Genomic DNA, 25,072 nt, shown 5'->3' with positions numbered 1-25,072 from the left:
GGATCTACTTTTTTATCTTTTATATGCAATGAACACCTTTCTCTCCATCAGAATAAAATAATCTATAAGTCTCAATTGATTCATATCATTTCGAAAGGAGAGAGGGCTTATGGGTAAGATTCATGATTTAATTGCTGACCGTTTTAGAGATCAAAGCTTTGATATCGCAAAGCAAGATTATAAGTTTATGAGGATTAAAAAAGCAAAGGAAGAGGTAATGAAGAGGTACCCTAATGTTGAATTTATTGATATGGGAATTGGAGAGCCGGATTTAGCAGCAGATGAAAAGGTTGTAGAAGTACTATGTAAGGAAGCAGGCAAGCTTGAAAACAGATTGTATGCCGATAATGGCATCTCGGAGTTTCAACAAGCTGCGGCTGATTATCTTTATAAGGTTTTTGGTGTAAGCAATCTTAATCCTTATGACGAAATTCTCCATGGTATCGGAGCAAAATCTATTCTGGCTATGCTGCCCTTATGCTTTATTAATCCCGGAGATATTACCTTGATTCCCCTGCCCAGTTATCCCATTATCTCCACCCATACCAAGTATCTTGGAGGCGTTGTTTATGGTATTCCATTAACTAAAGCAAATAATTTTTATCCTGATTTTTCTAATATACCTAGTATTATTTTATATCGTTCCAAACTCTTATATATTAATTACCCTAATAATCCTACTGGTCAAGTGGCCACCGAAGATTTTTACAAAAGGATTATAGAGTTTGCCCATAAAAACAATCTCGTTGTCGTTGCAGATTCTACCTATGCTGCCATTGTCTTTGATGATGAAAAGCCTTTGAGTTTCTTATCCGTCGATGGAGCCAAGGATGTAGGGATTGAGATTCACACTCTCTCTAAAGCCTTTAACATGACTGGCTGGCGTATAGCTTTCGCAGCTGGCAATTCTGAAATCATCAGTATCTTAAGTACCGTGAAGGCTAATTCAGATTCTGGACAGTTTCGAGCTATTCAGAAGGCCGGTGCTTATGCTTTAAACCATCCTGAAATTTCTTCATCTAACTGCAAACGTTACTCTAGAAGATTTGATCTTCTTATCACTGCCCTAAGAGAAGTAGGCTTTACTATAGATAAGCCAAAGGCAACTTTCTACTGCTATCTATCCATACCTAAAGGAACTGAAAATGGTGTAGTTTTTAAAAGTGCTGAAGACTTCTCCCTATATTTGTTAAGCCATGCACAGATCTGCACTGTCCCATGGAACACACCAGAGCCTTATGTACGGCTGTCTGTCACATTTGAGGCTAAGGATAAGGAGGATGAAGAAAGAATAATTCATTTGTTCAAGGAAAGATTGTTAAAGCTAAAATTGGTTTTTTCATAATTTTGCAGAAAAAAACAGTAACCACAACGTATAGGCACATACGTGTGGTTACTAGGTTTTAGAAGTCTATTATTTCTTTATGATTGGAGATATTTTTTTGTAGATAAGTAATGTCACAAAAGCAATTAAGAGTCCTTTAAAAATATTGAATGGCGTTATTCCATAGATAACCAAGGTTTTTACATCTACAATCCTACTGTTAATCACTGTTCCCGTTTGCACAATGGCATCTATTGGCATAAAATTTGAGTAAAAAGGAATGATTAAATAATAGTTAGATAGCGCACCTGCTAGAGCCATCACTACAGTTCCCACCATTACACCAATGATTGCGTGGGTTCTATCCTTCTTCATATGATAAATCATGGCTGCTGGTACAACATAGGCGGTACCTACGATAAAGTTGGATAATTCTCCTACCCCACCGGTAGAGGTCTTGGTGACTAAGTGTAAAAAGTTTTTGATTAACTGAATCAGCATTCCTGCTACAGGACCTAAAGCAAATCCCCCTATCAATGCAGGTACATCCGCTACATCAATCTTTAAAAATACAGGGAACATAGGCAGCGGAAAATGAATAAACATCAGTACATAGGAGATTACTCCTAAGATTGACATTTTCACAAGATTACTTGTGGTAAATACCTTTGCTTTTTTTAAACTTAATGATTTGTACGTGTTTTCCATCATGAAAACCTCCCTAAATATTATAATGAAAATAATTATTGGGAAGAATTAGTGCTGTGAAATAATAAAACGCCTGAATAATATATCTTCAGGCGTATAAATGCAACAAAAAATGATTTCACATCTTCTCCCATCCAGACTTTACTGTCGGTGCTGGAATTTCACCAGCTCAGTCGACTTAATGTCGAGTCGCGGACTATAACCGCCGGTCGGGAATTTCACCCTGCCCTGAAGAAAAAACTATGCAGTTTTCTTAAACTTATTATAACCTTTTTTTTATCTTTTTGCAAATAATTATTTCATTATTTTACCTTTTGATTTAGTTTGCTCAATATCTTAATTTCCTGCTCTAATGTAAATTTATGTCTTGTAACTACATAGGCTAAAATTATTAAAATAAGTAGATAAGGCATAGACACTATTATCCTCAAAAAACCTCTCGACATCACCTCTGCCATGGTGATCTCTGTTATATTGGTTATAAAGATAGTGGTTGTACTCTCCAGCAATATAGCCATAGTTATTGCTATGGCTGTGCTGATAAGGACAGCAAAAAATGGTGCCTTTACGATAGCCCAAGTGATTACAGCAAGGGACACATATTGTAGCAGTAAATGGGGCCCAAAATCAAAATGCTTTCTTATATAAAAACAAGCAATCCCCTGAATAATCCCTGCAATAAAAACCCTCTTTTTACTAGGTTTTATGCCAATCAAAACCAACCCTAAGTATATCAACAGCATTGCTTCTGGCATAGCGTTGAGGATCACAACTTTTATAGGCATAGTATCCATTATAAAACTCCCTTTTCCCCTGATTTTCCTCATCAAAAAATTAGACGTAATATCCTCTAAATGGTTTCATAGAATTTCTCTCTATTTTTTATTATTCTTGGGTATTTTCTCTATATATATTTCTACAGTGGGTTTCCTTGACTAGAAAAACAAATAAAAATCCTACTACGGAGGCAATAAAGCAATACATAAAAGCTTTTTGATATAATGCAGTTACACTTAATACTTCTCCATAATTATCAAAAACCCTTCCTAACAAAGGCGGTAGTACTGCTCCCCCAAAAAAACCCCCAATATTTACAATCGAGGTGGAAATGCCGGCAAGCCCAGGATGGTTTACTTCCTTACTACAGGCCCAGCCCAATACAAAGATTGGACAGGTAATTCCCATGATAAAAAAGAGGGGATATAAGATCCCTATTGGAGGCTTTCCTCCGTTAACAAAAACTAGAATAGCCCATGTAATGACATAAATACTACCAAAAATCAGCATAGGTTTTTTTCTGCTTTGTATAGCATCAGAAAACTTACCCACAACAATACCACCTATTGCCAAGCCTAATACTGCTACTGTGGTATAGTTGGTGGCAGCCTGACGAGTTATCTCATATACCTCTACTAAATAGCTAATCCCCCATGTGCCCGTTAGAGAAACGAAGGCCCCAAAAAATCCTGCAAAGACAAAGAAGGATGGCCAAGTTTTCCAGTTTAAAAGGGCTTCCTTTAGCCCTTCACCTAAGGGCGGTGTTTTCATTGCTTTTTTCTCTTTCCCTTCAATACTCTCTATGGTTGGTAAACCCATATCGCTAGGTGAGTTCTTAACAAAAACATAGCATAAGATGGCAATGACTATGCTAATGACTCCTATGGCGGCAAAGGTGCTTCTCCAGGTGAAGTATGCCACCATGATAGCCAGAGGAGTTTGAGCAAAAATCCCTCCTAGATTTCCAACAAAGGAGGTAATCCCTGACATAGTAGCAAACTCCCTTTCAAAAAACCATTGGGATTGTACCTTTAGTATTGCAATAAAAGCCACTGATACACCAATACCTACTAAAAGTCTCCCCAAAAAAGCCATAGCAATAGAAGGGGCGTAACCAAAGACGATAGACCCTATTCCTGCCAATAAGGTGCCAATGGTTACTGTTTTTCTGGCACCTAGTGAATCAGCTAAAATTCCTGATGGAATTTGCATTACCATATAGGCATAAAAGTAGGTAGACCCTAGGTTTGCAAAGGTGGTTCCAGTGATACCAAAGGTGGCAACCAGATCCTCCCGCACTACACCTAATGCCAGTCTATGGAAAAATACGATAATATAAGATAAAACCAGTACTCCCCATATAAGCCATCGATAGGTTTTTAGTTTTTGAATTTCTTGTGATTGATTCATGATGCTCCTCCTTTATTGTCTTTTAGACTCCCTTCATAGATAAAGAGATTCTTCCTTTGTTGACATCCACGCCAATTATTTTTACTGTAACAATATCTCCTAGCGCCACCACATCCATAGGATTTTTTACAAATTTGTCACTTAACTCAGAAATATGCACCAACCCATCACTTTTTACTCCTATGTCTACAAAAGCACCAAAATCCAGTACATTTCTCACGGTTCCTGTAAGAATCATATCCACCTTTAAATCCTCCATCTTCAGTACATCTGTTCTAAAGATAGGCTTTGGAAGTTCCTCCCTTGGATCTCTCCCAGGCTTTTTAAGCTCCTTTACAATATCTCTCAATGTAGGAATCCCTATATCTAATTGTTGAGACACAGTTTCTTCCTTCTCATGCTTCATTCTTTCTTCTATATCTCTAAAAGCCTTTTCCTTCATCTCTGTTAAATCATAGGCTAGTAGCTTTATCAGCTTTTCTGTAGCATCATAGGACTCAGGATGTACCCCTGTATTATCTAACGGATTTTTCCCATTGGCTATCCTTAAAAATCCTGCCGCCTGTTGAAAGGCTGCTGGTCCCAAGCGTTTTACTTTGTTTAACTGCTTTCTATCGATAAATCTTCCATTTTCTTCCCTATATTTTACGATATTATCTGCCACTGCTTTACTGATGCCTGCAATATACTGCAATAGGGAAGCTGAGGCTGTATTTAAATCTACCCCCACACTATTTACACAATCTTCTACTACACCCTTTAGGGTTTCGTCCAAACGCTTTTGGTTTACATCATGCTGATATTGCCCTACGCCTACATGCTTAGGATCAATCTTTACTAGTTCTGCTAATGGATCCTGCAATCTTCTTGCTATGGAGATGGCACCCCTTAAGGATACGTTGATATCCGGATACTCCTTAGAAGCTAAGTCCGATGCGGAATAAACAGAGGCCCCGGCTTCGCTTACAATCATATAATAGACCTTTCTATCCACTTCCTTTAGCAGCTCAGCTATAATTAGTTCTGATTCTCTTGATGCTGTCCCATTACCTATAGCAACAATATCTATTTCATATTTTTCTATCCAGTCCTTTAATTTTTTCTTGCTGCCCTCTACATCATGCTGTGGAGCAGTGGGATAAATGGTCATAGTGTCCAATAGTTTTCCAGTGCCATCCACCACGGCAATTTTGCAGCCGGTACGATAGGCGGGATCAAACCCCATCACTACCTTATCCTTTACAGGGGGTTGTAGTAAAAGTCTTTTTAGATTTTCTCCAAAAACCTTGATGGCCTTTTCCTCTGCCTTTTCTGTCAGCATTGCGCGAATTTCTCTTTCAATGGAGGGAGCAATCAACCGTTTATATGCGTCCTCAATGGCAGTTTCTACGTAGGTAGTAGTGATATTATCCTCTGGCTTCAAGCCTTTTTTCTTAAGATAATGAAGAATCTTATCTTCTTCTATGTCTACCTTTACCTTTAGAAAGCCTTCCTTCTCTCCGCGATTCATGGCTAGTATTCTATGTTCTGCAGCTGTATTCACCTTTTCCTTATAATCATAGTACATTTCATAAACGGAATCCTTTTCTGCCTCTGTGGCTTTTGAAAGCATGATTCCTTCCTTATAGGTAATATCTCTTATGGCTTTACGGTCATCTGCATCATCGGAAATCATTTCTGCAATGATATCCATAGCTCCAGCTAAGGCTTCCTGTGTAGTATGTACTTCCTTTTCAGCATCAATATACTCCGCAGCTATTTTCTCTATATCCCCTTCCTTTATCTCCTGGGCATATAAAATAACTGCTAAAGGCTCCAAGCCTTTTTCCTTTGCAATGGTAGCTCTGGTTCTTCTTTTTGGCCTAAAGGGTCGGTAGATATCCTCTACCTCCTGCAGCGTTTTTGCCCCTTTTATTTTTTCTTGTATTTCTGGAGTTAGCTTTTCCTGCTCTCCAATGAGGCGAGTTATTTCTTCCTTTCTCTCCTGAAGATTTTTTAGGTAGGTTAATCGTTCCGCCAGTTCCCTTAAAACTGTATCACTTAGCTCTCCTGTCCGTTCTTTACGATAGCGGGCAATAAAGGGAATCGTATTTCCCTCCTCTATCAATTCAATGGTATTGGTTACCTGAAATTCCTTTAGTTGAAATTCCTGTACTAATTGTTTAACAATATTCATTTCTTTGCCTCCTTAGTGATAGATGTTCCTTTAGATGTGGCTGTATATATGTAATAATCACTATCTAAAGATATACACCTATATATTCATAAGGCTATTATACCATAATCTAATGACCTTTTTTATTAATATCATTTTTTCTCCATGCTATCATTTCTTTAAATTGCCAATGATCAGGGGAGGTAACACCATAGATAACCTGGCTGTGACCGATTGCATAGCCAATAATACTGCCTAGGGTGGCGGGTACACCAAGCCTCAGCCCCACCATTTCCACCAGCATAATGGCAGCAGCAATAGGTACATTTGCTATGCTGGCAAGGGAGGCAGCCATCCCTGTGATTACTAAGGAGGCATATAAACCACTATCCCCATTAGCAACTAAAGCCGCCATGACATTGCCGCTTGCTGCCCCAATAAAAAGAGCTGGTATTACTAAGCCTCCACTTCCTCCAGAAGCAACGGTAAAGGAGGTTGCTAGTATTTTTCCAATCACTAATAAGACCAGTATCCCTATAGGGAAAACCTTGTATATCATTTCCTGAATAACACTTGTTCCAGTTCCAGCCACATCCGGTAGAAATAACAGGATGAACCCAGTTGCGACTCCCCCCATCATAGGGTGCAGCTTATAATAGGGGATTTTCTTGAAAAATTCTTGTGTATGTCTAAAGACTGTCATGAATACTATAGAGGCAATTCCTGCAACTATTCCTGCTAGTACAAAAGAAGGTACATTTAAAACATTGGGCAAGTAGTCGGGTATAGTAAATAAAGGGTTGGCATTGGCCAGCATGCTGTAGATAACAAATCCCATAGTAGAAGAAAGCATGGCAGGAAAAAGGTCGCCATAATGTAAGGAGGAACGATATAATATTTCTACTACAAAAATCCCTCCTCCCACGGGAGATCTAAATATAGCCCCTATAGCTCCTGCAGCGCCACAAATGGTGAGGATTCTTTGATCCTCCTCTGTAAGATATATTCTTGCTTTTCTAATTTTTGATATGCCGTCTGCTAGGCTTCCACCCATTACCAGCATTGGTCCTTCTACTCCACCGCTGCCTCTCAAACCAATGGTGATGGCTGTTGCTGCTAGCTTTGTTAAGAAAACCTTAAAGGATAAGGATTTTCTATTATTTACTGCATCTATATATTTATCTGTACCAAAACCAGCCGGTCTTCGATCCCATAGGTATAAAATAGAAACCAATAAGCCTCCAATCATGGGGGCAATCCATAAAGGAAGAAAATAGCTCCTTTCTGTTACGTATTGGATAGAGAGATTTAAAGCAACAGCCGAAAGGCCGCCTCCCATTCCCATAAGGGTGGCTATAGCTAACCATTTGGTCATATAGGCTCCAATGTATTGAAATAATTTTGACATTTTGCGATAGCTCCTTATACCCATAATATTTTCTATTGGTATTTAGTGTTGCTATCCGTGGCTAATATTATGATACAAAATCAAGGCCATTAAAAAATCTTGTGATTTTAAGCAAAAGAAAACTCAGCCACCTTAATGTATAGTGCAATACATAAAGATGCTGAGTTTTAATCTCTTTTTATCCTTTTTGCCATTCCTTTTCATCATCTATGACATAGTCATTTAATTGCCCTTTGCCATAGGTCATACCGGCTACGATTTTGGGTCCATCAGAAGCTGGAGCATTTGGTTCTTTGCTTTCTTTTTCACTTAACTCCTTCCAGCCCTCATAGATGGGATTGATTACTTTAATTGCCAGCTTTAGCTTTTCAATATCCTTATTGTTTTCAGCTTCTGTGATCAATCTGTTAACATAGATATATATGCTTCTAAGATTACTGGCAACCTCAGAATCCCCCTGCAGGGTGGAAAGAAGCTCTGCTAGTATTTCTCGACATTTTTGTAGGGAAGTATTTAGCTTTTTGTCAGCTCCTACATTTATGTAATCTATACTATCCTCTAATGTATCTATCAAGCCTTCATATACAATCATCACTAGCTCTGTATTGTTGGCGTTAGCAACACGATTGGCAAGGTATTCTTTTTCTATCATCAATCATTCACTCCCATTGCCGCCTTCGGCGGAATTTAAAATTTAAAATGAAAAATGTAAAATCTAAATTTAGGACCTAACGCCTTCGGCGAAACCAAAAATTAATTTTGATTTCACTTTTCACTTTTCACTTTTCATTTTCCTTTTTTATTAGCTTCCTAATAGCTGTAAAATAGACTGTGGTCTTTGGTTTGCCTGTGCCAGCATAGCCACACCTGATTGGGTTAATATGTTAAGCTTCGTAAATTCTGACATTTCTAAAGCCATATCAGCATCTTCGATTCTGGATAATGCTGCAGTTAAGTTCTCTGTTGTGTTGTCTAGGTTGGCTGCAGTATATTCCAGTCGATTTTGGGTAGCTCCTAAAGAGCCTCTGATTCCAGCCAGCTTTACAATGGCATTGTCATAGACTGTGATAGCAGCAGTAGCTCTAGCTTCTGTAGATAAATCCAATGCATATTCAATGGTTCCCTCAGACAGTCCATCTGTTACTTCTATAACATTTCTAAAAGCGGCTCCTTTTACACCTGTATTGCCATCTGGGGTGGTAGAGCTGATACCTAGCTCCTTTGCCCGTATATCTCCGATCACTAGTCTAAAGCCTTGTCCTTGATTTGGACCGATTTGTAGATTGGTAACAAACTCTTCCGGCGTTCCCTCTAAGAATATAGCCTGACCTGTAAAACCAGGAGCGTTAGCCTCTACTAGAAGTCGCGTAGATACACCCGAGTCAACTTGCATTTTTACTCCATCAAAGCCAAGGTTAGAAATCTCTTTAACAATATCTTCTATACTTTTATTGTGAATATTTATTGGCCTATTGGAACCAGTATAGGGTCCAACACTGCTATCATAAAATTCCACCTTTTCTTTACCAATGGTTAAGGTAGAACCTATTTCCGGCATTTTGTTGAAATAAAAACTACCAACGGCATTTCCTAAATCCTTTTCAGCCTCACCTCTTACTGTAAGATCACCAGAAAAGACATAGGCTGGATCTGTTGGACCTGGTTCTACATAAGTAGCATCAAACAGTTTTCCTAGAATTCTGTCGGTACCTGTTATTATTAATTCACTAGTTCCACCAATAGAATTGGCTTTTATTTCAAGAATATCCCCATCTGTAAAAATGGCTTTTCCTAGATTCCCCATGGCATTGTTTAATGCCTCTAATAAATTATCTTTGGTTGAATTATTGGTAGTGCCGTCTAGTTTATTAAGATTTACAACTCTTTCTTCTCCATCAATCCATATAGAAAGACTTTCAGAAGTCAAAGACCCCAAGCCTGAAACTGCTGCATCATTAGCAAATGCTACTCCTAATATTTGTGCAGATGTACCAGTAGACATTTTGTGTACAGTGGTGTTAGAATTTGGTCCATCGTTACCCTGCAAAATCTTTCTCGTATTAAACTCAGTACCATTAGCAATTCTATTGACCTCAGAAGTTAACTGATTGATTTCATCTTGAATGGATTTTCTATCTTCATCGGTGGTGGTTCCATTGGCTGCTTGTACCGCTAGCTCCCTCATTCTTTGCAGCATGGAGTGAACTTCATTCATGGCTCCCTCTGCTGTCTGAATCAATGAGATACCATCTAGGGTGTTTTGTGAAGCCTTTCTTAATCCCCTCACCTGCGCCTTCATTTTTTCAGATATCGCCATTCCTGCTGCATCATCTGCCGCTTTATTAATCCTCTTGCCAGAAGAAAGTCGTTCTAGTACTTTAGCGGAGTTCCCATTGTTGACATTTAATAATCTGTGGGCATTTAATGCAGGAATATTATGATTAATTCTCATTCTACTTTTCCTCCCTTTAGTCAGTTGATTTCAATACTACTCTATAATTAAAATATTTTAGACTGTTCTTATAAAAGGTCTACATTACCTTTATCGACGTAATCATACTTTTTCTTTAATATTTCTCTGTATTCCCCTAAGACTTTTGGCAGATTTTATTGACCTATCCCTAGGTGTCCTTCCCCTTTAAAGTTTTCTCTTTATCTACCGTTTCTACGAATACTAGGATTTGTGCCACCACATCATATAGCTCCTGAGGTATTTCTGTTCCTACCTTAAATTGAATCAATTCCTTTACCAGCCTTTCATCTTGATGTATGGAGACCTGATTTTCCTCTGCCCTTGCCAGTATTTCTTCCGCAACATACCCTTCACCAGCTGCAGTGATTATAGGTGCTGCATCCTTTTCTAGATCATACTTTAGGGCCACTGCCTGTTTCCTTCTTTTTTCTTCCTTCATTCACACACACACCTTTAAATTTTAATGTCTAGGAAGCTTTTTGCCGGCTTGTAGGAAGGATCTATTTCCTCTGTTGTAGAAAAAAGATGTATTTCTTCCTCTACCTTAAAGGACATCTCCTTTAATTCATAGCCTAGTTCTTTGAGCAAGCCTTCAATTTGATTTCGTTTTGCCTCAAAAAGGTTTTTATCCTCCTGACTTTTTACCCCTATTTTCATTCCAACATTTTTATACTGTACTGCAGTGTATATGTTAATGTTTCCCATGTTATTGGTATCAAAATTTAATAAGATGGACATATCGTTAGGGTCCACCCTTCGACTTCCCTTTTTCTTATTCATAATATAAATTTGTAGGTTCTTTACCTGGTTCTCCATCATAATTGGCAGCTGCAGCAATGTATCCTCTTTGTTTAGCTGCTGCTGCAGGGCTAAGGAATCCTTCAAGCCCTCATTGTTTCTTTGAAAAGCTTCTCTTGTAGTGTCCTCCATCAAATGAGCCTTTCCCTCCACCTCTTTTAGCCATTTTGATAGCTGCTGATAGGTTTTTACAGCATCATATCTGCCCGCCTTCATTGCTTCTGTTGTTTCCTTTAAAAACCCCTTTAGCTTCTTTTCTAAATCCTTTAAATCTTTTTCTTTACTATTTTCTAATAGTTTTAGTATTTTATCTGTTTCTCCTGCAATCTGCTGTTTGTTTAACAAAAACAGATTCATATGCTGAACTTCCTTTAAATCTATGGGAATAGCATTTTTCATCATCAAAGTCAAAATTGCTTCCTTTTGTTGACCTAAGGTGCCAATATTTTGTAATAATTCCTTGGCATTTTCCATCTTTTTATTACCATCAGTTCTCTCAAGACTTTCATCTATCTGAGAGGAAAGCTTTGCTATCTCCATATCCTCCAAAGTAGCACCCTTCTGAACCAAATCCTTCACTATATGAGAGGAAAGGTTATTTCTGATATTTTCAATATGACTATTCATCTCATAAAGTCCCATCATATTTCCTTTGTTTAATGCAATGCTATTTCTAAATAAGGCTCTTGCAGCCTCCATATCAGCTGCCCTTCCTTGAACCCCAAGCATATCAGCGTTTTTTATTATATGGTTTTTTATTGTGGCTTCTTGGGGGTCCTCAATAATTTTGCCGCTACTCTCCGCCATCCTATGACTTGTTATTAGTCCGTTCAGTGTATTGGGTCTAGCATTTTTCATGTGAAAGGCAATGGTATTTAAGCTTACAGTCTCTAGCTGTTGAAAGGCCTGCAGTGTTTTTACATGCTGGCTGTAGATTTTCCTCATATTCTCATCTAAGGCTTCCAATGAAATCTCTTTGGTAGCATTCTTTGCTACAAGGAATTCCAAGCTGCTTAGCTTAAAATCTGCACCCTTCTTTAGCATCTGTAATAATTGCTTTTCATCAATTTTTTGGAGACTTTTTATAGTGTCTACAATGCTATTGGCTTTTTCTTCCCCTAGTTCCTTATCGATTATCTCAGTACTCCCTTCCAAAGCCTCTTTAGCCATGGCGTCTTTAATTAATTGTACCAAGGTAACCACATTTTCCTTCTCTATCATAACACCATCCTTCATCATCTCAGCGGCTCTCTGTGGTGTTAATAAACGGTTTAGTTCTCCTAAGGCAGTCTTTACCATTTCTACCCTTTCAATGTTTTCTTTCGTTACTTCTAGTCCATTTTTTATTAATTCTTTTGCAAGCCTTACCTTGTCTTCTGTACCTTCCATATCAGAGGCAGCCAGTAGTTGCTTTATATCTTCCTCCATCCTTTGCAAATCTCTTTCACTGATACTCTCGGGATGTAGGCTCAGAGCCCCATAGGCCTTTGTGGCTAGGTTGCTTACTTTTTCTTCTGCAGCAATGGTGCTTTTGACAACAGCATTTTTAAGCTTGTATAGATAATCAATGCTGCTTTCAATTTTATTTTTTAGCGCATCGATAATAGTATCTTCCTCAATGCTTTGAAGGTTTTCTAGCTTGGCAAAGACATCATTTACCCTTTCGACAGTGCCTCTAGTCACTTCTACACCAGCTTTATGCAACTCTTTAATGATATCTGTAATGTCCTTCCCCATTTTATTACCATAAAGCCGAGAAGCTGTTTTTTCTGCTTCCTCTGTTGTCATATTCTTTTTTCTACTAAAAAGCTTCGATAAAGAAAAACCTTCCCTCTGGTTTTTTATCTCCTCCAGCATATCTGCTAACCTAGGAAGAGATTCCTTTGAGATATCTATGTTTTTTTCCATCAGTTTAATAGCCGTTTCATAATCTAAACCCTCAATGATTTTTTCTAAACTGCCCTTTGATGCAATAAAATGCTGAAGGTTTTCTTTGGTAGTGTTGATACCAAATTTTTCTAATGCCTTTGTGGCTTCTTTTATTTCCTGACTGGCGGGTAAAGCTTCCTTCTTTGAAGGATTCTCTGCTTGATTTTTTCCCTCAACTAATTTGGATTTGACAATATTTTTCTTATCAATAACAACAGAATCTCCTACTTCACCTTTAATAGGCTCCTTTAACTCCGCCTCTAGGATTTTTTCTCCACCAATGCTTAGCTTTACAGCATGATCATTTTTTTCCAGCAAAACCCCTCGAATTTTAAAGGAGGTAGAAGGACCTCCATAAAACTGTTGTGGAATACGTAGAGCTATTTTTTCAAATATATTGTTATTCATCATCCCACCACCTTTTGACTTCTACATAATTTATCGACATAAATCTCCTATTTCTTTAATGAAGACCTTGATAAAATAACCTCCTTAAGAATATAGGAAAATTTGCCGATAATATATTTGAGGTGGAAAACTCACCATAGAAAAAATCGTATTTTTGGTATAAAATATAAGTAAAGAATCTTATTGGTATACATTCGGAGGATAGATTATGAGTAGAATAGATGCTGTATCCGCTAGTGACATGATGAATATCCTAGAGCCTCAAAACAGAAAAGTTGAAGCTAAGACAAGCCAGTTCGCTTCTAAGTTTGACACCATTCAATCTCAGCATGTAAGGGAACATCTTGAGGGTCTTTATAAAAAAATTGTTGACCAGTCTGAAAAAATTGGTGAAAAGCTGCATTTGAGTGAAGTGGTAAAATATAAACAGCTGGTGCGCGAGTTTTTAGATGTTGCAACAAAAAACTCCCACAAGTTCTCTAAGCAAAACTTTTTAGACCGTAGAGGTCGTCATCGCGTCTACTGTATCGTAAAAAGTGTAGATCGAGAGCTGGAGGCTTTGACTAAGGATTTTTTGAACCAAGAGGTTGATGGTATCAATGTTTTAAAAAGACTAGATGATATTCGAGGTATGCTATTGGATATATTTATGTAATAAAAAACTCCCTTCTGATTTGAACCGATTGGTTCTTACCAGAAGGGAGCTTGTATTTTTTTGAGAAAAACTATAGTAGAATTTCTATAGTATTTTCCTCCATCAGCTTTCCTACATATACTTCAAATTTTTCTTGGAATCTCTCATACTGAATTTCTTCTATTAATTGATATCTGATTTCTTCAAATTCTGGAATGTCTTCCATCATTTCACTGTATACTTCATAAAGCTCTCTTAATTCTTCCTCTGTTACACTCTCTTCCCCTAGTTCCTGCTGTAGATATTCACCAAGAATCATCTCATTGCCTATATTTCTTTTTAGCTGCTCTAAGGTGATATTGTTTATTTCTAAAGCATTTTCAAACTCTTCTTCACTTTCAAACTGCCCTTTGATTCTCTCTATTTCATAGTCCAGCTCATCCTGAGGAGCTTCATATCCCTTTTCTTTGGCATCCTGTAGAAGCACTTCATGTCTCACTAGGTTGTTTATGGCTTCTTTTTCTAGCTCTACTAAGATTTCCTTAGCATCTTCGCTGTCAAAGTCGATGCCAAACTGTAGATATTGAGATTTCATTCCCTCTAAAACTCTGTCAAAATCACTTTTATAGATTTCTTGATTATTCACTAGGGCCACTACTTCCCCTTGATTTGTTTCTGATGCACCTGGGGCTTCTTCTGTTGCTGTACATGCTGCAAAAGAAAGAGCCAGTACTCCTACTAGTAAAATTAAACCTAATTTACGTAACAAATAAAAAACTCCCTTCATTATTATATTAACCTATCCATTTATATTGACCTATAAAATTCACAATTACTATGATAACATAGATTTCCTATATTTTAAAGCCCATTGGTCAAAGTAGGTGTTCTTACACCTTGTATACTCATTGTTTTATTATAACAGCAAGATATAAAGCTAAGATAAACAAAACCTTAAATCTTTCTTAAAAAGGATAAAGCTTGGAGTTTATTGCCCCAAGCTTTTACTTTTCAAATAGCCATTGATAAATATATCAAGGTCTCCATCAATAACCCCTTGTATATTGCCTACTTCTATATTGGTACGATGATCCTTTACCAGGTTATATGGATTAAATACATAGGAGCGAATTTGACTTCCCCATGCGATTTGACTGTATTCTCCTTGAAGATCCTCTATCTTTTCTTTTTGTTCTAATTCCTTCAAGTCGAGAAGCTTTGCCTTTAGCATCTTCATAGCAACCTCTCTATTAAAATGCTGTGATCTTTCATTTTGGCACTGGACTACTATACCCGTAGGTAAATGGGTAATACGTACTGCTGAATCTGTTTTGTTGACATGCTGTCCTCCAGCCCCGCTGGCTCTATAGGTATCTATTTTTAAGTCTGTAGGCTTAATATCTACCTCTACGCCTTCATCCATTTCTGGCATAACATCTATGGAAGCAAAAGAAGTATGTCTCTTGCCGGAGGAATCAAAGGGGGATATTCTTACAAGACGATGGACTCCTTTTTCCGATTTCAGATATCCATAAGCATTGCTTCCTTCTATTAACAGGGTAACACTCTTTATCCCTGCTTCTGGGTCCTGCAGCATATCCAATACAGTTACCTTATATTCCTTTGCCTCTGCCCATCGAGTATACATTCGCCACAGCATTTTTGCCCAATCCTGTGCATCTAATCCTCCAGTACCAGCATGTATAGAGACAATACAGTTGTTTTTATCATATTCTCCCCTTAAAAGGGTTTCTATCTTCATATCCCCTACATCCTGCTCTAGTTTTTTGATGCCCTCTACTAGATCCTTTTCAAAGGAGCTGTCTCCCTCCTCAATAAAGGTAATCATGGTATCTAAATCCTCATGGTGGGCAATCAACTGCTGATGCGCTTCAATTTTGTTCTTCATATTTTTAGTGTCCTTTAAAATCTCTTGCGCCTTCTGTTGATTATTCCAAAAGCTTTCCTCCACCATTTTGGCTTCATATTCCTCTAGTTTCTTTGTTAATCCTTCGATGTCAAAGAGACACCCTCATTTCATCAATTTCTTCCTTTAGCTTTATCAGCTGCTGTTTATATATATCTAAGTTCAGCACTTGTTATCACCTCTGTTATTTTCCACAGCATTTTTTATATTTTTTCCCGCTGCCACAGGGACATGGATCATTTCTACCGGCTTCTTCTTTTTTTACCACTGTCTTCCCTTTAGTATCATCATCGTCACCATGGGTAGCAGCTACTGGCTCTGCAACCTTTCTTCTTTGAACCTTCACTTCTTTTTCAATATTAAAGAGATATCTTACTGTATCCTCTTGAATCTTATTAATCATCTCCTGGAACATATCATAGCCTTCCACCTGATACGCTCTCACAGGGTCTACCTGACCAATAGCTCTTAAGCCAATCCCTTGCCTCAATTGATCCATTGCATCGATGTGATCCATCCATTTTGTGTCAATGACCTGTAATAGTACCACTCTTTCTATTTCTCGCATTCTTTCTTCAGTAAGCTCTTCTTCCTTTTCATGATAAAGCTTTTCTGCCAGATTCAATATTTGTTCCTTTAAGGTCTCTAACGTCAAATCCTCAACATTGTCAAAGGTTAAGACATCCTTCGGCAAGAAAATATTGGTTAGATTATCTTCTAAGCCTTTTAAATCCCAATCTTCAGGGTATTGTGCATCAGCGGTATAGATACTGATGGCATCATCAATAATGTTGCTAAGCATATTGAAGATATGATCCCGCATATTTTCTCCCGCCAGCACCTTTTTACGCTCTGTATAAATGACCTCTCTTTGTTTATTCATAACATCATCATATTGTAATACATGCTTACGAATACCAAAGTTTCGACCTTCCACCTTTTTTTGTGCATTTTCTATGGATCTTGAAAGCAGCTGATGCTCTATCGCCTCATCCTCTTCAAGCCCCATTTTTTCTACAAAGCCTTGCATTCTCTCTCCACCAAAGAGACGCATTAAATCATCCTGCAGAGAAATAAAGAATCTACTGGAACCAGGATCTCCTTGACGTCCAGCACGTCCCCTTAACTGATTATCAATCCTACGGGATTCATGTCTTTCAGTACCAATGATATGAAGTCCCCCTGCTTCGATAACCTCTTTATGTTCTTTATCAGTTTCTACCTTATATTTTTCAAAGAGTCTCTCATATTCCTTTTTAGCAGCCAGGATTTCTTCATCATCAGTTTCTTCAAAGTTAGTAACCTCTGCTATGATCTCATCATCATACCCTTTTTGCTTTAACTCCTGCTTTGCCAAGAATTCTGGATTTCCTCCTAAAAGAATGTCAGTACCTCTTCCCGCCATATTGGTGGCAATGGTAACAGCACCCTTTCTACCGGCCTGAGCTACGATTTCTGCCTCTCTTTCATGGTGCTTGGCATTTAACACTTCATGTGATACACCTCGTCGCTTCAATAGCTTGGATAGTTCCTCTGATTTTTCTATAGAGATGGTACCCACCAGGATAGGCTGCCCTTTTTGATGGTTTTCTTGTATCTCATTTGCTAACGCTTGAAATTTACCATTCTCTGTTTGATATATAGCATCAGGATAATCTTCACGAATCACGGGCTTATTGGTAGGTATTTCCACTACATCCATTTTGTAAATAGAAATAAATTCTTCTTCCTCTGTTTTAGCTGTACCCGTCATTCCCGACAGCTTGCTATACATTCTAAAATAGTTTTGAAAGGTAATCGTCGCTAGGGTCTTAGACTCCCTTTGGATCTCTAGACCCTCTTTTGCTTCTATTGCCTGATGTAATCCATCGCTATACCGACGTCCAAACATCAGTCGTCCTGTAAAGTCATCTACGATAACCACTTCTCCATCCTTGACTACATATTCCTTATCCCTTCTCATTAGATTCTGTGCCTTGAGAGCCTGATTAATATGATGGGATAATTCCATGTTGGATACATCAGAAAGATTCTCTATGCCAAAGGCCTTTTCTGCCTTTTCTACACCTTCCTCTGTTAGGGTTACTGAATTGGCCTTTTCATCTATGGTATAATCTGCTTCTTTTTTCAAGCTTCGTACAAAGTGATCCACAACAAAATACATTTTCGTAGATTTTTCCCCTTGTCCAGAAATGATAAGAGGGGTTCTAGCCTCATCTACCAAAATACTGTCTACCTCATCCACAATGGCATAGTTCAATTCTCTTTGGACTCTATCGTCCTTGTAGATCACCATGTTGTCTCTTAAGTAATCAAATCCAAACTCATTATTGGTACCATAGGTGATATCGCTATTATAAGCCTCTTTTCTTTCCTGCTGGTTTAAACCATGAAGGATTACCCCTACAGAAAGCCCTAAGAAATTATATAGCTTACCCATCCATTCCCGGTCCCTCTTTGCCAAATAGTCATTGACGGTGACAACATGCACCCCTTTGCCTGCCAATGCATTAAGATATACTGGCAGTGTAGCCATCAGAGTTTTACCTTCACCTGTCTTCATTTCAGCAATCCTGCCTTGATGCAATACCATGCCTCCATACAGCTGCACCTTATAGTGCTTCATTCCCAATACTCTAAGAGAGGCTTCCCTTACAGTAGCAAAAGCCTCTGGAAGTATATCATCCAGAGTTTCCCCTTTTTTTACTCTCTCTTTAAATTCAAAAGTCTTTTCCTTTAGGTCATCATCACTTAACTTGGAATAAGCTGCTTCTAAGGATTCTATTTTTTGAATGGTCTTATCCAGTTTTTTTAATTCTCTCTCACTATAGCTGCCAAAAACTTTTTCAAATAACTTCTTCAATTTACCTTCACCCCGTTTTATATGTACTAAGATTTACAAAATGATTTAATATTTATTATTATGTTCTATTTTCATGGGTCTATCTATCATATTATTGTATCATTTATCATTTTTTAAAACAATAGACGAAAAAAATCTCCCTATTTCAGGAGATTTCAAGTCTTTTAAGCTATTTAAAAACTTTTGCCTTATGGTCAAAGCGTATTATTTTTGATGTCCTGTTGTAAACAGAAGGAATCATCATATTTTGTATTAAAAAGAATATACCTGCAGAAATGAAGAGATCTCCTATGCTAAAAATCTGTTTCAGTGGATAGATGTCCGGCATAGATAAGCTTTTGCCTAAATATCTGGTATAGGCACCTGCTTCTTCAAGTGGTATATAATGAGGCAATGCCCCCTGCTGAATAGAATTCAGCATATTCTCAAATCCTAAATTCTCCAACACCATTAAATCTACCGGCATACTGCCACCGTTTAGCATAATAGCTGCAAAATTTGCTATAGCTCCCACCATAATAAACCACATGCATTTAAAGTCCATATTAAGAAATAAAGATAAGAATAAAAGGACATAAGAAACTACATAGGCCATCATTCTATGCTGAATAAAAAAGGGATGTCCTAGAAAGTTCATAATAGATATACCTATCTGTAGAGCAAATGCGAAAAAGATGATCCAAGAAAATCTTAAGACAGAAGGTGTCAATCGTTTTAATTTGCCACCCCTCATTTTCCCTACCAATAAGCCCAATAAAATCGCTTCTAAAATCAAACCATCACGACCCTTCAAAAAGTAACAGTTTTCTACTTTTTTTCTCATTATTAATCTTCTATAAAGAATAGCTTTTTCCTGCAAGATTTCTATTATATTTAAAATTTTTCATGTTTGCAAATTTTTCCTTGTCTTTTCCATACCATTTATAGTTTTTCCTAAAAAAATTAGGCAGTAGATTGAAAATCTACTGCCCCCCACTACTTATCTATTTAATCAAACTCCGGTTCTATCAAACCGTAGTTTCCATCCTTTCTTTTATAAACAACATTTACTTCATCTGTCTCTGCATTTGCAAATACAAAGAAGTTGTGGCCTATCAATTCCATTTGTAGTACTGCTTCTTCCGAATGCATAGGCTTTAATGCAAATCTTTTTGTCTTGACTATTTTAGGCTCTGAATCCTCCTTATCATCCTCAAAGATTTGGATATTTTCAAACCTAATGGTTTCATAGTTATTAATACGATTTCTTTCCATTTTAGTTTTATGCTTACTTAGCTGTCGTATTAATTTATCTACTACTTTGTCAATAGATGTGTACATATCATGGGTAGATTCCTCCGCTCTCAGAATGGTCCCATTAATAGGTATGGTGACTTCAATAATCTGTCTGGATTTTTCCACTGTTAAAGTGGCTTGGGCTTCAGCTCCTTCATTAAAATATTTGTCTAGCTTAGAGATTTTGGATTCTACTGTCTCCTTTAAGGCTTCGGTTACTTCAAGGTTTTTTCCACTTACTATAACCTTCATATCTCCAGCTCCTTTCCCTATCTATAATATTAAGCTGATTCATCAGCTTAAAAAGAATAAACGATGATTTATTTTGGATTATCTTAATATTACCCATTTCAATAGCTTGTCAAACATGTTCCTTTACTATATTTTATCAAATTTTCTCTTGAACTGAAACACTTTTCTGTTTTTTGAAAATATTTAGTCTATTTTAAAGTTATTATATGAAATTCCCCTTGAAAATAGTCGGTATATTTCGAAGCTTTTTATTATGTAAAGCATCTATGCCTGTGGATATGTAGATGGGGTTTATGTGTGTAATGTGCATAACCTTGTTGATAAGTTTATTTCCAACATAGCTGACATGTGAATATTTTTAGATGTCTCTGGGGACAAGCATGTTTTTGAAAAAATGAAATCTAGGACTTTCTATTATTATGCAAACCTGTAGATTATTTTTAAAAAATAAAAAGCCTCGACCTATTGTCAAAGCTTTCTAATGGTGAATATAGCATATAGGAAGCTGACCTGGTCTTTGCCCCCACACTCGCCTGCTGGAAGTTTCGCTCAGGGATCGCCTTCACTACTCCTCCTCTCGGTTTATCCTCCGGCAGGTCTTACATCTAAGCCGCACCATGCTCAATGATCAATTTTTTTGCCATCTTACGTGGGTCCCTTTGCCTGCGACTGGCATGGACTTTCAACCACAGACCTTCCATCATACACTACTATATTCTATACCATTATACATTATATTACCTACTGTCTCAATCCTATTTTTTATACCATTTTTTATGCTACCGTAGAGGCACCTATTTTTTTTTGTCCATAAAAATGGAATGTCCTTCATTATAAGTACTGTTATAGCCACTTACTGCTTTTTTCCCTGTTTTAATGGTTTTAATATTTTTTTTGGCTGCTGCGATATTTTCTTTGATTTTTTCAGTATTTGCGTGATCTAAAAGATGAATTTCCTCTATAACCTCTATAACCTTTTCTATCTTCTCCTTTAAATCCTTAAAGCTTTCGGCAGCTTCACCTTCAAGCTCCTGTAGATTGGCTACTCCAAGCTCCTTTTTCAGCATCTCATACTTTTCAGCAAATTCTTTGTCTAAAACATTTATTTTCTCTATTATCACCTGTTTTTGTTGGATTAAACTATCCAGCATCTCTACCTCATCTGTCTGTAGAATCCTGCTTTGCTCTGTTGTAACCTTTAGTAAATCCTTCATCAGCACAAGCTTAGCTTCAGTAAGTCTTAATAGATAATTCGTAACTTCTTCTGTCTTCATTTTACCACCTATTTTCTAGTTTTTGCCAGCTTCATTGCTTCCTTCCAGGTATCTCTTAGCTCTGTAACCATAGCTGCTGCTTCATCTAGTGCGGCAATATCCTTGTTAATATTACCGTCCAGCAGCTTCTCTAATATGTAGGTGTATAGAGCTCTGAGGTTTTGAGATATATCGTACTGCATATCCAGTGTATCATTGAGCTCATAAATGATGTCTTGGGCCCTTACAATTGCTGCATGGGATTTTTGTATATTGTCTTGTTCTATATTCATTTTCCCCTGATAAATAAATTTTAAAGCACCATTATATAACAATAATGTTAAATTTTCAGGAGAAGCAGTCATAACATTATTCTCTTTGTATTGATTATATGGGTTCTGCATAGCCATCTATATTACCTCCTATTAGAATTGTTGTCCCATCCCCATCTGTTGCATCAGCCAAGAGCTTTGATTTTGCATTTCTGATAAAGCCTTCTCCATAGCTGTAAACTGCTGCCAGTAGCGGTCCTCTCTTCTTGCTAGGAGCATCTCTTCCCTAGCGATTCTATTGTTGATGCTGCTTAAATCCCGATCCAAGACACTTCTAGAGGATTGCTTCGTAACAAAGTCTATTAAAATATTAGATTTTACATTTCTTAGGATGGCGGCATCCTCACCAGGACCTGACTGCCGGATAACCTCCTGCATTCCATCCACAAGACCGTCATACACCCTTTGTACTAATCCTGAGTTCTTTAGCTTTTCTTGCCCTTCAAGGTTACTGGGAGAAGCTTTAAACATCAGATCTATAACACCATCAGCATCATTGTTAATGGCCTTCCTTAGCTTCTGCTCATCTATTACCAGTTTACCACCCTCTTGATAAGTACCTGTGGTGATGCCTATTTGTGTTATATGATTATAGCTGCCAGAAACATTTTCTACTATTTCGTATAGGCTGCTTCTCATGGTTTGCAATGTTCTATTCAAAGTGGCATCATTTCTCAATAGCCCACTTTTTGCCTTTTCCTCCCAAAGCTCAATGTCCTTTTCTGACATAGCCTCTTTTTGTTCATCTGTTAGAGGCAAGAAATCTCTATAATGCTTCTGTCCCAATTGGCCGTTAATTTCATCCAGTAGATTGTTGTACTCCTCTACAAAGGATTTAATCTTATCAACAATGCTGTCTACATCATTGTCTACCCTTATAGTTATGGGTTCTGTGCTTTCTGCCTGAAGCTGGAGATTGATACCAAAAATGGAGAAGTTGTTGTTGGGTTTTTCTATTGGATTTTCACGATTACTATCATTAAAGAAAATTATAGCATTTTGACCTTTGACACCATCTACATCTGGATCATTAAAAATAGCAGCATTTTCCTCAAATATTTTGTTTGCCACTGTTGCACCTGGTCCAGGAATTACCTGTATGCTCTTCTCTTCACCTGTCTCCCTTGTACTAATCATCATTTTCCCAAGGTCTGCATCATAGGCAGCCCTTAGTCCTAGGGAAACCTCTTGGGTAAATACCTTTTCTGTTGCATTGTTGATGGCTCTTACAAGATCATTAATAGTCTTTATTTCTCCATTACCATTTCCAATTGTAAATTCTGCTTGTCCACTGTCGGTTTTGATTGTAAAGCTTCCATGAGCATCTTCCTTAAAGGTGCCATCATTGTTTAAAAGCTCTCCTAAATCACCACTGGTAACATTGGCGGTCTCAGCCAGTTGCTCTACCTCTAGTGTATGTACCCCTGTCATGGCATTGGCATTGGCTGTAGACTTTACTACAGATTCATTGCTGGATACAGCACTTTTCACCCAATCAAAGCTGCTTGTACTGGCAGCCATCATGGTTCCCGTGCTGCTGGTAAGGGTTTGTCCAAAGGCCTTACGGGAATCTAAAATAAAATTTGCCATCGTCCGATTGATATCGTTAAAGGCTTCCTGCCGCCATTTTAATCGTTGCTCCTGTTGAAAAAACCTGTCTATTCGCATTCTTTCTGCCCGCATCAAATCACGGACCATTTGCTCCGTATCCATGCCAGAAGCAATACCGCCTATTCTCATACTCTCACTCCTTCCTACATCTATCTTCCTTCTTATTGTCTATACTTTTTGATCCACCATTAATCCAGCAACCTCCATCATATAGGCCACCATATCCAATACCTTTTCCGGTGGCACCTCCCTGATTACCTCATCATTGGAAGAATCAATTACCTTTACCATCACATGATTTGTTGCCTCGTGGACGGAAATGTCAAACTTCCTATTAAAGATTTTAAAGCTTTCATTTGCTTTCCCCACAGCCTTTACCAGCTGCTCCTCGTTGTAATTTTGTTTTTGATCCTCTTGTTGAATCATCTCTTGTCCATTATTTTTCTTTATGTCAGAGCCTCCCTGCTGATGGATGCTTTTATCTAAAGCACTTGTTTCTATCCTATTACTAACCCCTTCTAACCTCATTTAGGCTCCCTCCTAAATATACATATTCTTCTAATAACTATATCGGCTCCTTTGTTGGAAAAGTTTAATCTTTTTGCTTTTCAGTTTGTATTTATGGTGATACAATAATCTTAATAAAACGGAGGTGGCAGAATGAAAACAAACTATAAGGAGGTTCATCGAGATTTTTTCTTAATGAATGGTAAAATGATTGCTGCAGAGGAGTTTAATCCTGAAGCAATAACGAAGACCACTTCAGTCTATGAAGTAATTCGTATCATCGATGGTGTTCCCCTGTTTTTAGAAGAGCATATGGAAAGACTAAATAAATCCTTTCATCTATTGGGCTTTGATTATACTATAGATGAAAAAAATATAGAAAAAGAGATCCATCAGTTGATTGAAATAAACGGTTGTTATGATTATAATATGAAGGTGATTGTCAACAGTCTGGATTCCATAAGCCCCAATACCTTTGTATTTTTTATAGAAAGTAATTATCCTACAGAGGAACAGTACAGGATTGGTGTTGATGCCATCCTCTATGCTGGAGAGAGAGAAACTCCTAATGCTAAGGTAGTGGCAAAAAGCTTTCGACAGCAGATTCAAGAGGAGATAAAAAAAGCCCATGCCTTTGAGGCTATTTTAGTGGATCAGCATCAGCAGATTACTGAAGGGAGCCGCTCTAATATTTTTGTGGTGAAGGGAAACAAGCTCTACACCGCTCCCTCTGAGAAGGTGCTTAAGGGCGTTACCAGGAAACGCATACTTGATCTATGTAGGAAAATGTCTTTTCCTATAGAGGAGGCCCCTATTTCTATTGATTTATTAAAAAAAGCTGATGGTGTTTTTATGACAGGCACCTCTCCAAAGGTGCTGCCTATATTCAGAGTCGATTATACTGAATATGCTTCAGCAGAAAATCCTATTATTAAGAGCATCATGAAGGCTTATGATGATGTAATAGAAGACTATATCCATACACATAAAAAGCTTTAGACTATAGAATAACCTAAAAAACCCAGCCG

General features: G+C 37.7%; 21 protein-coding genes and 1 riboswitch. Of the genes, 3 read left to right on the top strand and 18 right to left on the bottom strand.

What is annotated here, in order from left to right; genetic code table 11:
• The first annotated feature begins 109 nt into the window (after positions 1-109).
• The gene (locus tag BMX10_RS03765) at positions 110-1,345 is read left to right on the top strand and encodes an LL-diaminopimelate aminotransferase (RefSeq protein ID WP_090439569.1); all 1,236 of its coding nucleotides are present in this window, start codon (positions 110-112) and stop codon (positions 1,343-1,345) included.
• Between the two features lie 69 nt (positions 1,346-1,414).
• Here the strand turns inward: BMX10_RS03765 and BMX10_RS03760 are convergent, their stop codons facing one another.
• From BMX10_RS03760 to BMX10_RS03720, 9 genes are all read right to left on the bottom strand, one after another.
• Positions 1,415-2,032: an ECF transporter S component gene (locus tag BMX10_RS03760; protein WP_090439566.1), complete on the bottom strand. Its 618-nt coding sequence runs from the start codon at positions 2,030-2,032 to the stop codon at positions 1,415-1,417.
• A gap of 118 nt (positions 2,033-2,150) precedes the next feature.
• A riboswitch (FMN riboswitch) is annotated at positions 2,151-2,272 on the bottom strand.
• Between the two features lie 62 nt (positions 2,273-2,334).
• On the bottom strand, positions 2,335-2,826 hold the full coding sequence (locus BMX10_RS03755; protein ID WP_090439563.1) for a hypothetical protein: 492 nt from the start codon (positions 2,824-2,826) through the stop codon (positions 2,335-2,337).
• A gap of 91 nt (positions 2,827-2,917) precedes the next feature.
• The gene (locus tag BMX10_RS03750) at positions 2,918-4,219 is read right to left on the bottom strand and encodes an MFS transporter (protein WP_090439560.1); all 1,302 of its coding nucleotides are present in this window, start codon (positions 4,217-4,219) and stop codon (positions 2,918-2,920) included.
• 22 nt (positions 4,220-4,241) lie between these two features.
• Positions 4,242-6,395 (bottom strand): Tex family protein, encoded by a 2,154-nt coding sequence (locus BMX10_RS03745; protein WP_090439557.1) that lies wholly within the window; start codon positions 6,393-6,395, stop codon positions 4,242-4,244.
• Positions 6,396-6,504: 109 nt separating this feature from the next.
• On the bottom strand, positions 6,505-7,782 hold the full coding sequence (locus tag BMX10_RS03740) for a chloride channel protein (protein WP_090439554.1): 1,278 nt from the start codon (positions 7,780-7,782) through the stop codon (positions 6,505-6,507).
• A gap of 178 nt (positions 7,783-7,960) precedes the next feature.
• Positions 7,961-8,434 (bottom strand): flagellar export chaperone FliS, encoded by a 474-nt coding sequence (locus tag BMX10_RS03735; RefSeq protein WP_090439552.1) that lies wholly within the window; start codon positions 8,432-8,434, stop codon positions 7,961-7,963.
• A 150-nt stretch (positions 8,435-8,584) separates the two neighbouring features.
• Positions 8,585-10,234 carry a flagellin N-terminal helical domain-containing protein gene (locus BMX10_RS18420; RefSeq protein ID WP_090439549.1) on the bottom strand — a complete coding sequence of 550 codons (1,650 nt, stop codon included), beginning with the start codon at positions 10,232-10,234 and terminating at the stop codon, positions 8,585-8,587.
• Between the two features lie 169 nt (positions 10,235-10,403).
• On the bottom strand, positions 10,404-10,694 hold the full coding sequence (locus tag BMX10_RS03725; protein WP_090439546.1) for an EscU/YscU/HrcU family type III secretion system export apparatus switch protein: 291 nt from the start codon (positions 10,692-10,694) through the stop codon (positions 10,404-10,406).
• Positions 10,695-10,708: 14 nt separating this feature from the next.
• Entirely contained in the window at positions 10,709-13,390 is a 2,682-nt protein-coding gene (locus BMX10_RS03720) for a DUF6240 domain-containing protein (RefSeq protein WP_090439542.1), read from the bottom strand.
• Positions 13,391-13,598: 208 nt separating this feature from the next.
• Between BMX10_RS03720 and BMX10_RS03715 the strand changes: the two genes are divergently transcribed.
• Entirely contained in the window at positions 13,599-14,045 is a 447-nt protein-coding gene (locus tag BMX10_RS03715) for a YaaR family protein (protein WP_090439539.1), read from the top strand.
• A 70-nt stretch (positions 14,046-14,115) separates the two neighbouring features.
• Here BMX10_RS03715 and BMX10_RS03710 read toward each other — a convergent pair whose 3' ends face one another.
• From BMX10_RS03710 to BMX10_RS03670, 9 genes are all read right to left on the bottom strand, one after another.
• Complete coding sequence (locus BMX10_RS03710; protein ID WP_170834667.1) at positions 14,116-14,793, bottom strand: SurA N-terminal domain-containing protein; 678 nt, start codon at positions 14,791-14,793, stop codon at positions 14,116-14,118.
• Between the two features lie 219 nt (positions 14,794-15,012).
• A protein-coding gene (gene prfB / locus BMX10_RS03705) for a peptide chain release factor 2 (RefSeq protein WP_408633567.1) occupies positions 15,013-16,120 on the bottom strand; the annotation gives its coding sequence in 2 pieces (ribosomal slippage) (positions 15,013-16,044 and positions 16,046-16,120; 1,107 coding nt in all).
• A gap of 15 nt (positions 16,121-16,135) precedes the next feature.
• The gene (secA, locus tag BMX10_RS03700) at positions 16,136-18,814 is read right to left on the bottom strand and encodes a preprotein translocase subunit SecA (RefSeq protein WP_090439532.1); all 2,679 of its coding nucleotides are present in this window, start codon (positions 18,812-18,814) and stop codon (positions 16,136-16,138) included.
• A 169-nt stretch (positions 18,815-18,983) separates the two neighbouring features.
• The gene (locus BMX10_RS03695) at positions 18,984-19,637 is read right to left on the bottom strand and encodes a DUF5317 domain-containing protein (RefSeq protein ID WP_090439529.1); all 654 of its coding nucleotides are present in this window, start codon (positions 19,635-19,637) and stop codon (positions 18,984-18,986) included.
• Between the two features lie 164 nt (positions 19,638-19,801).
• On the bottom strand, positions 19,802-20,341 hold the full coding sequence (gene hpf, locus BMX10_RS03690; RefSeq protein WP_090439526.1) for a ribosome hibernation-promoting factor, HPF/YfiA family: 540 nt from the start codon (positions 20,339-20,341) through the stop codon (positions 19,802-19,804).
• Between the two features lie 794 nt (positions 20,342-21,135).
• Complete coding sequence (locus BMX10_RS03685) at positions 21,136-21,615, bottom strand: flagellar protein FlgN (RefSeq protein ID WP_090439523.1); 480 nt, start codon at positions 21,613-21,615, stop codon at positions 21,136-21,138.
• A gap of 8 nt (positions 21,616-21,623) precedes the next feature.
• Positions 21,624-22,004: a flagellar export chaperone FliS gene (gene fliS, locus BMX10_RS03680; protein ID WP_090439520.1), complete on the bottom strand. Its 381-nt coding sequence runs from the start codon at positions 22,002-22,004 to the stop codon at positions 21,624-21,626.
• 15 nt (positions 22,005-22,019) lie between these two features.
• Positions 22,020-23,666, bottom strand: coding sequence for a flagellar filament capping protein FliD (gene fliD, locus BMX10_RS03675; RefSeq protein ID WP_090439517.1), 1,647 nt, complete (start codon positions 23,664-23,666; stop codon positions 22,020-22,022).
• 39 nt (positions 23,667-23,705) lie between these two features.
• A complete protein-coding gene (locus BMX10_RS03670) occupies positions 23,706-24,065 on the bottom strand; it encodes a flagellar protein FlaG (RefSeq protein WP_090439514.1) in 360 nt (119 codons plus the stop codon).
• A 132-nt stretch (positions 24,066-24,197) separates the two neighbouring features.
• On the opposite strand from BMX10_RS03670, the gene BMX10_RS03665 reads away from it, so the two are divergent.
• Positions 24,198-25,043 (top strand): aminotransferase class IV, encoded by an 846-nt coding sequence (locus tag BMX10_RS03665; protein ID WP_090439511.1) that lies wholly within the window; start codon positions 24,198-24,200, stop codon positions 25,041-25,043.
• Positions 25,044-25,072: the final 29 nt, after the last annotated feature.

The organism is Natronincola peptidivorans, from assembly GCF_900111615.1.
In the GTDB taxonomy this organism is placed as follows: Bacteria; Bacillota; Clostridia; order Peptostreptococcales; family Natronincolaceae; genus Natronincola_A; species Natronincola_A peptidivorans.
Note: the sequence above shows the minus strand (reverse complement) of the source record. Positions and strands in the feature narration are given on the sequence as shown.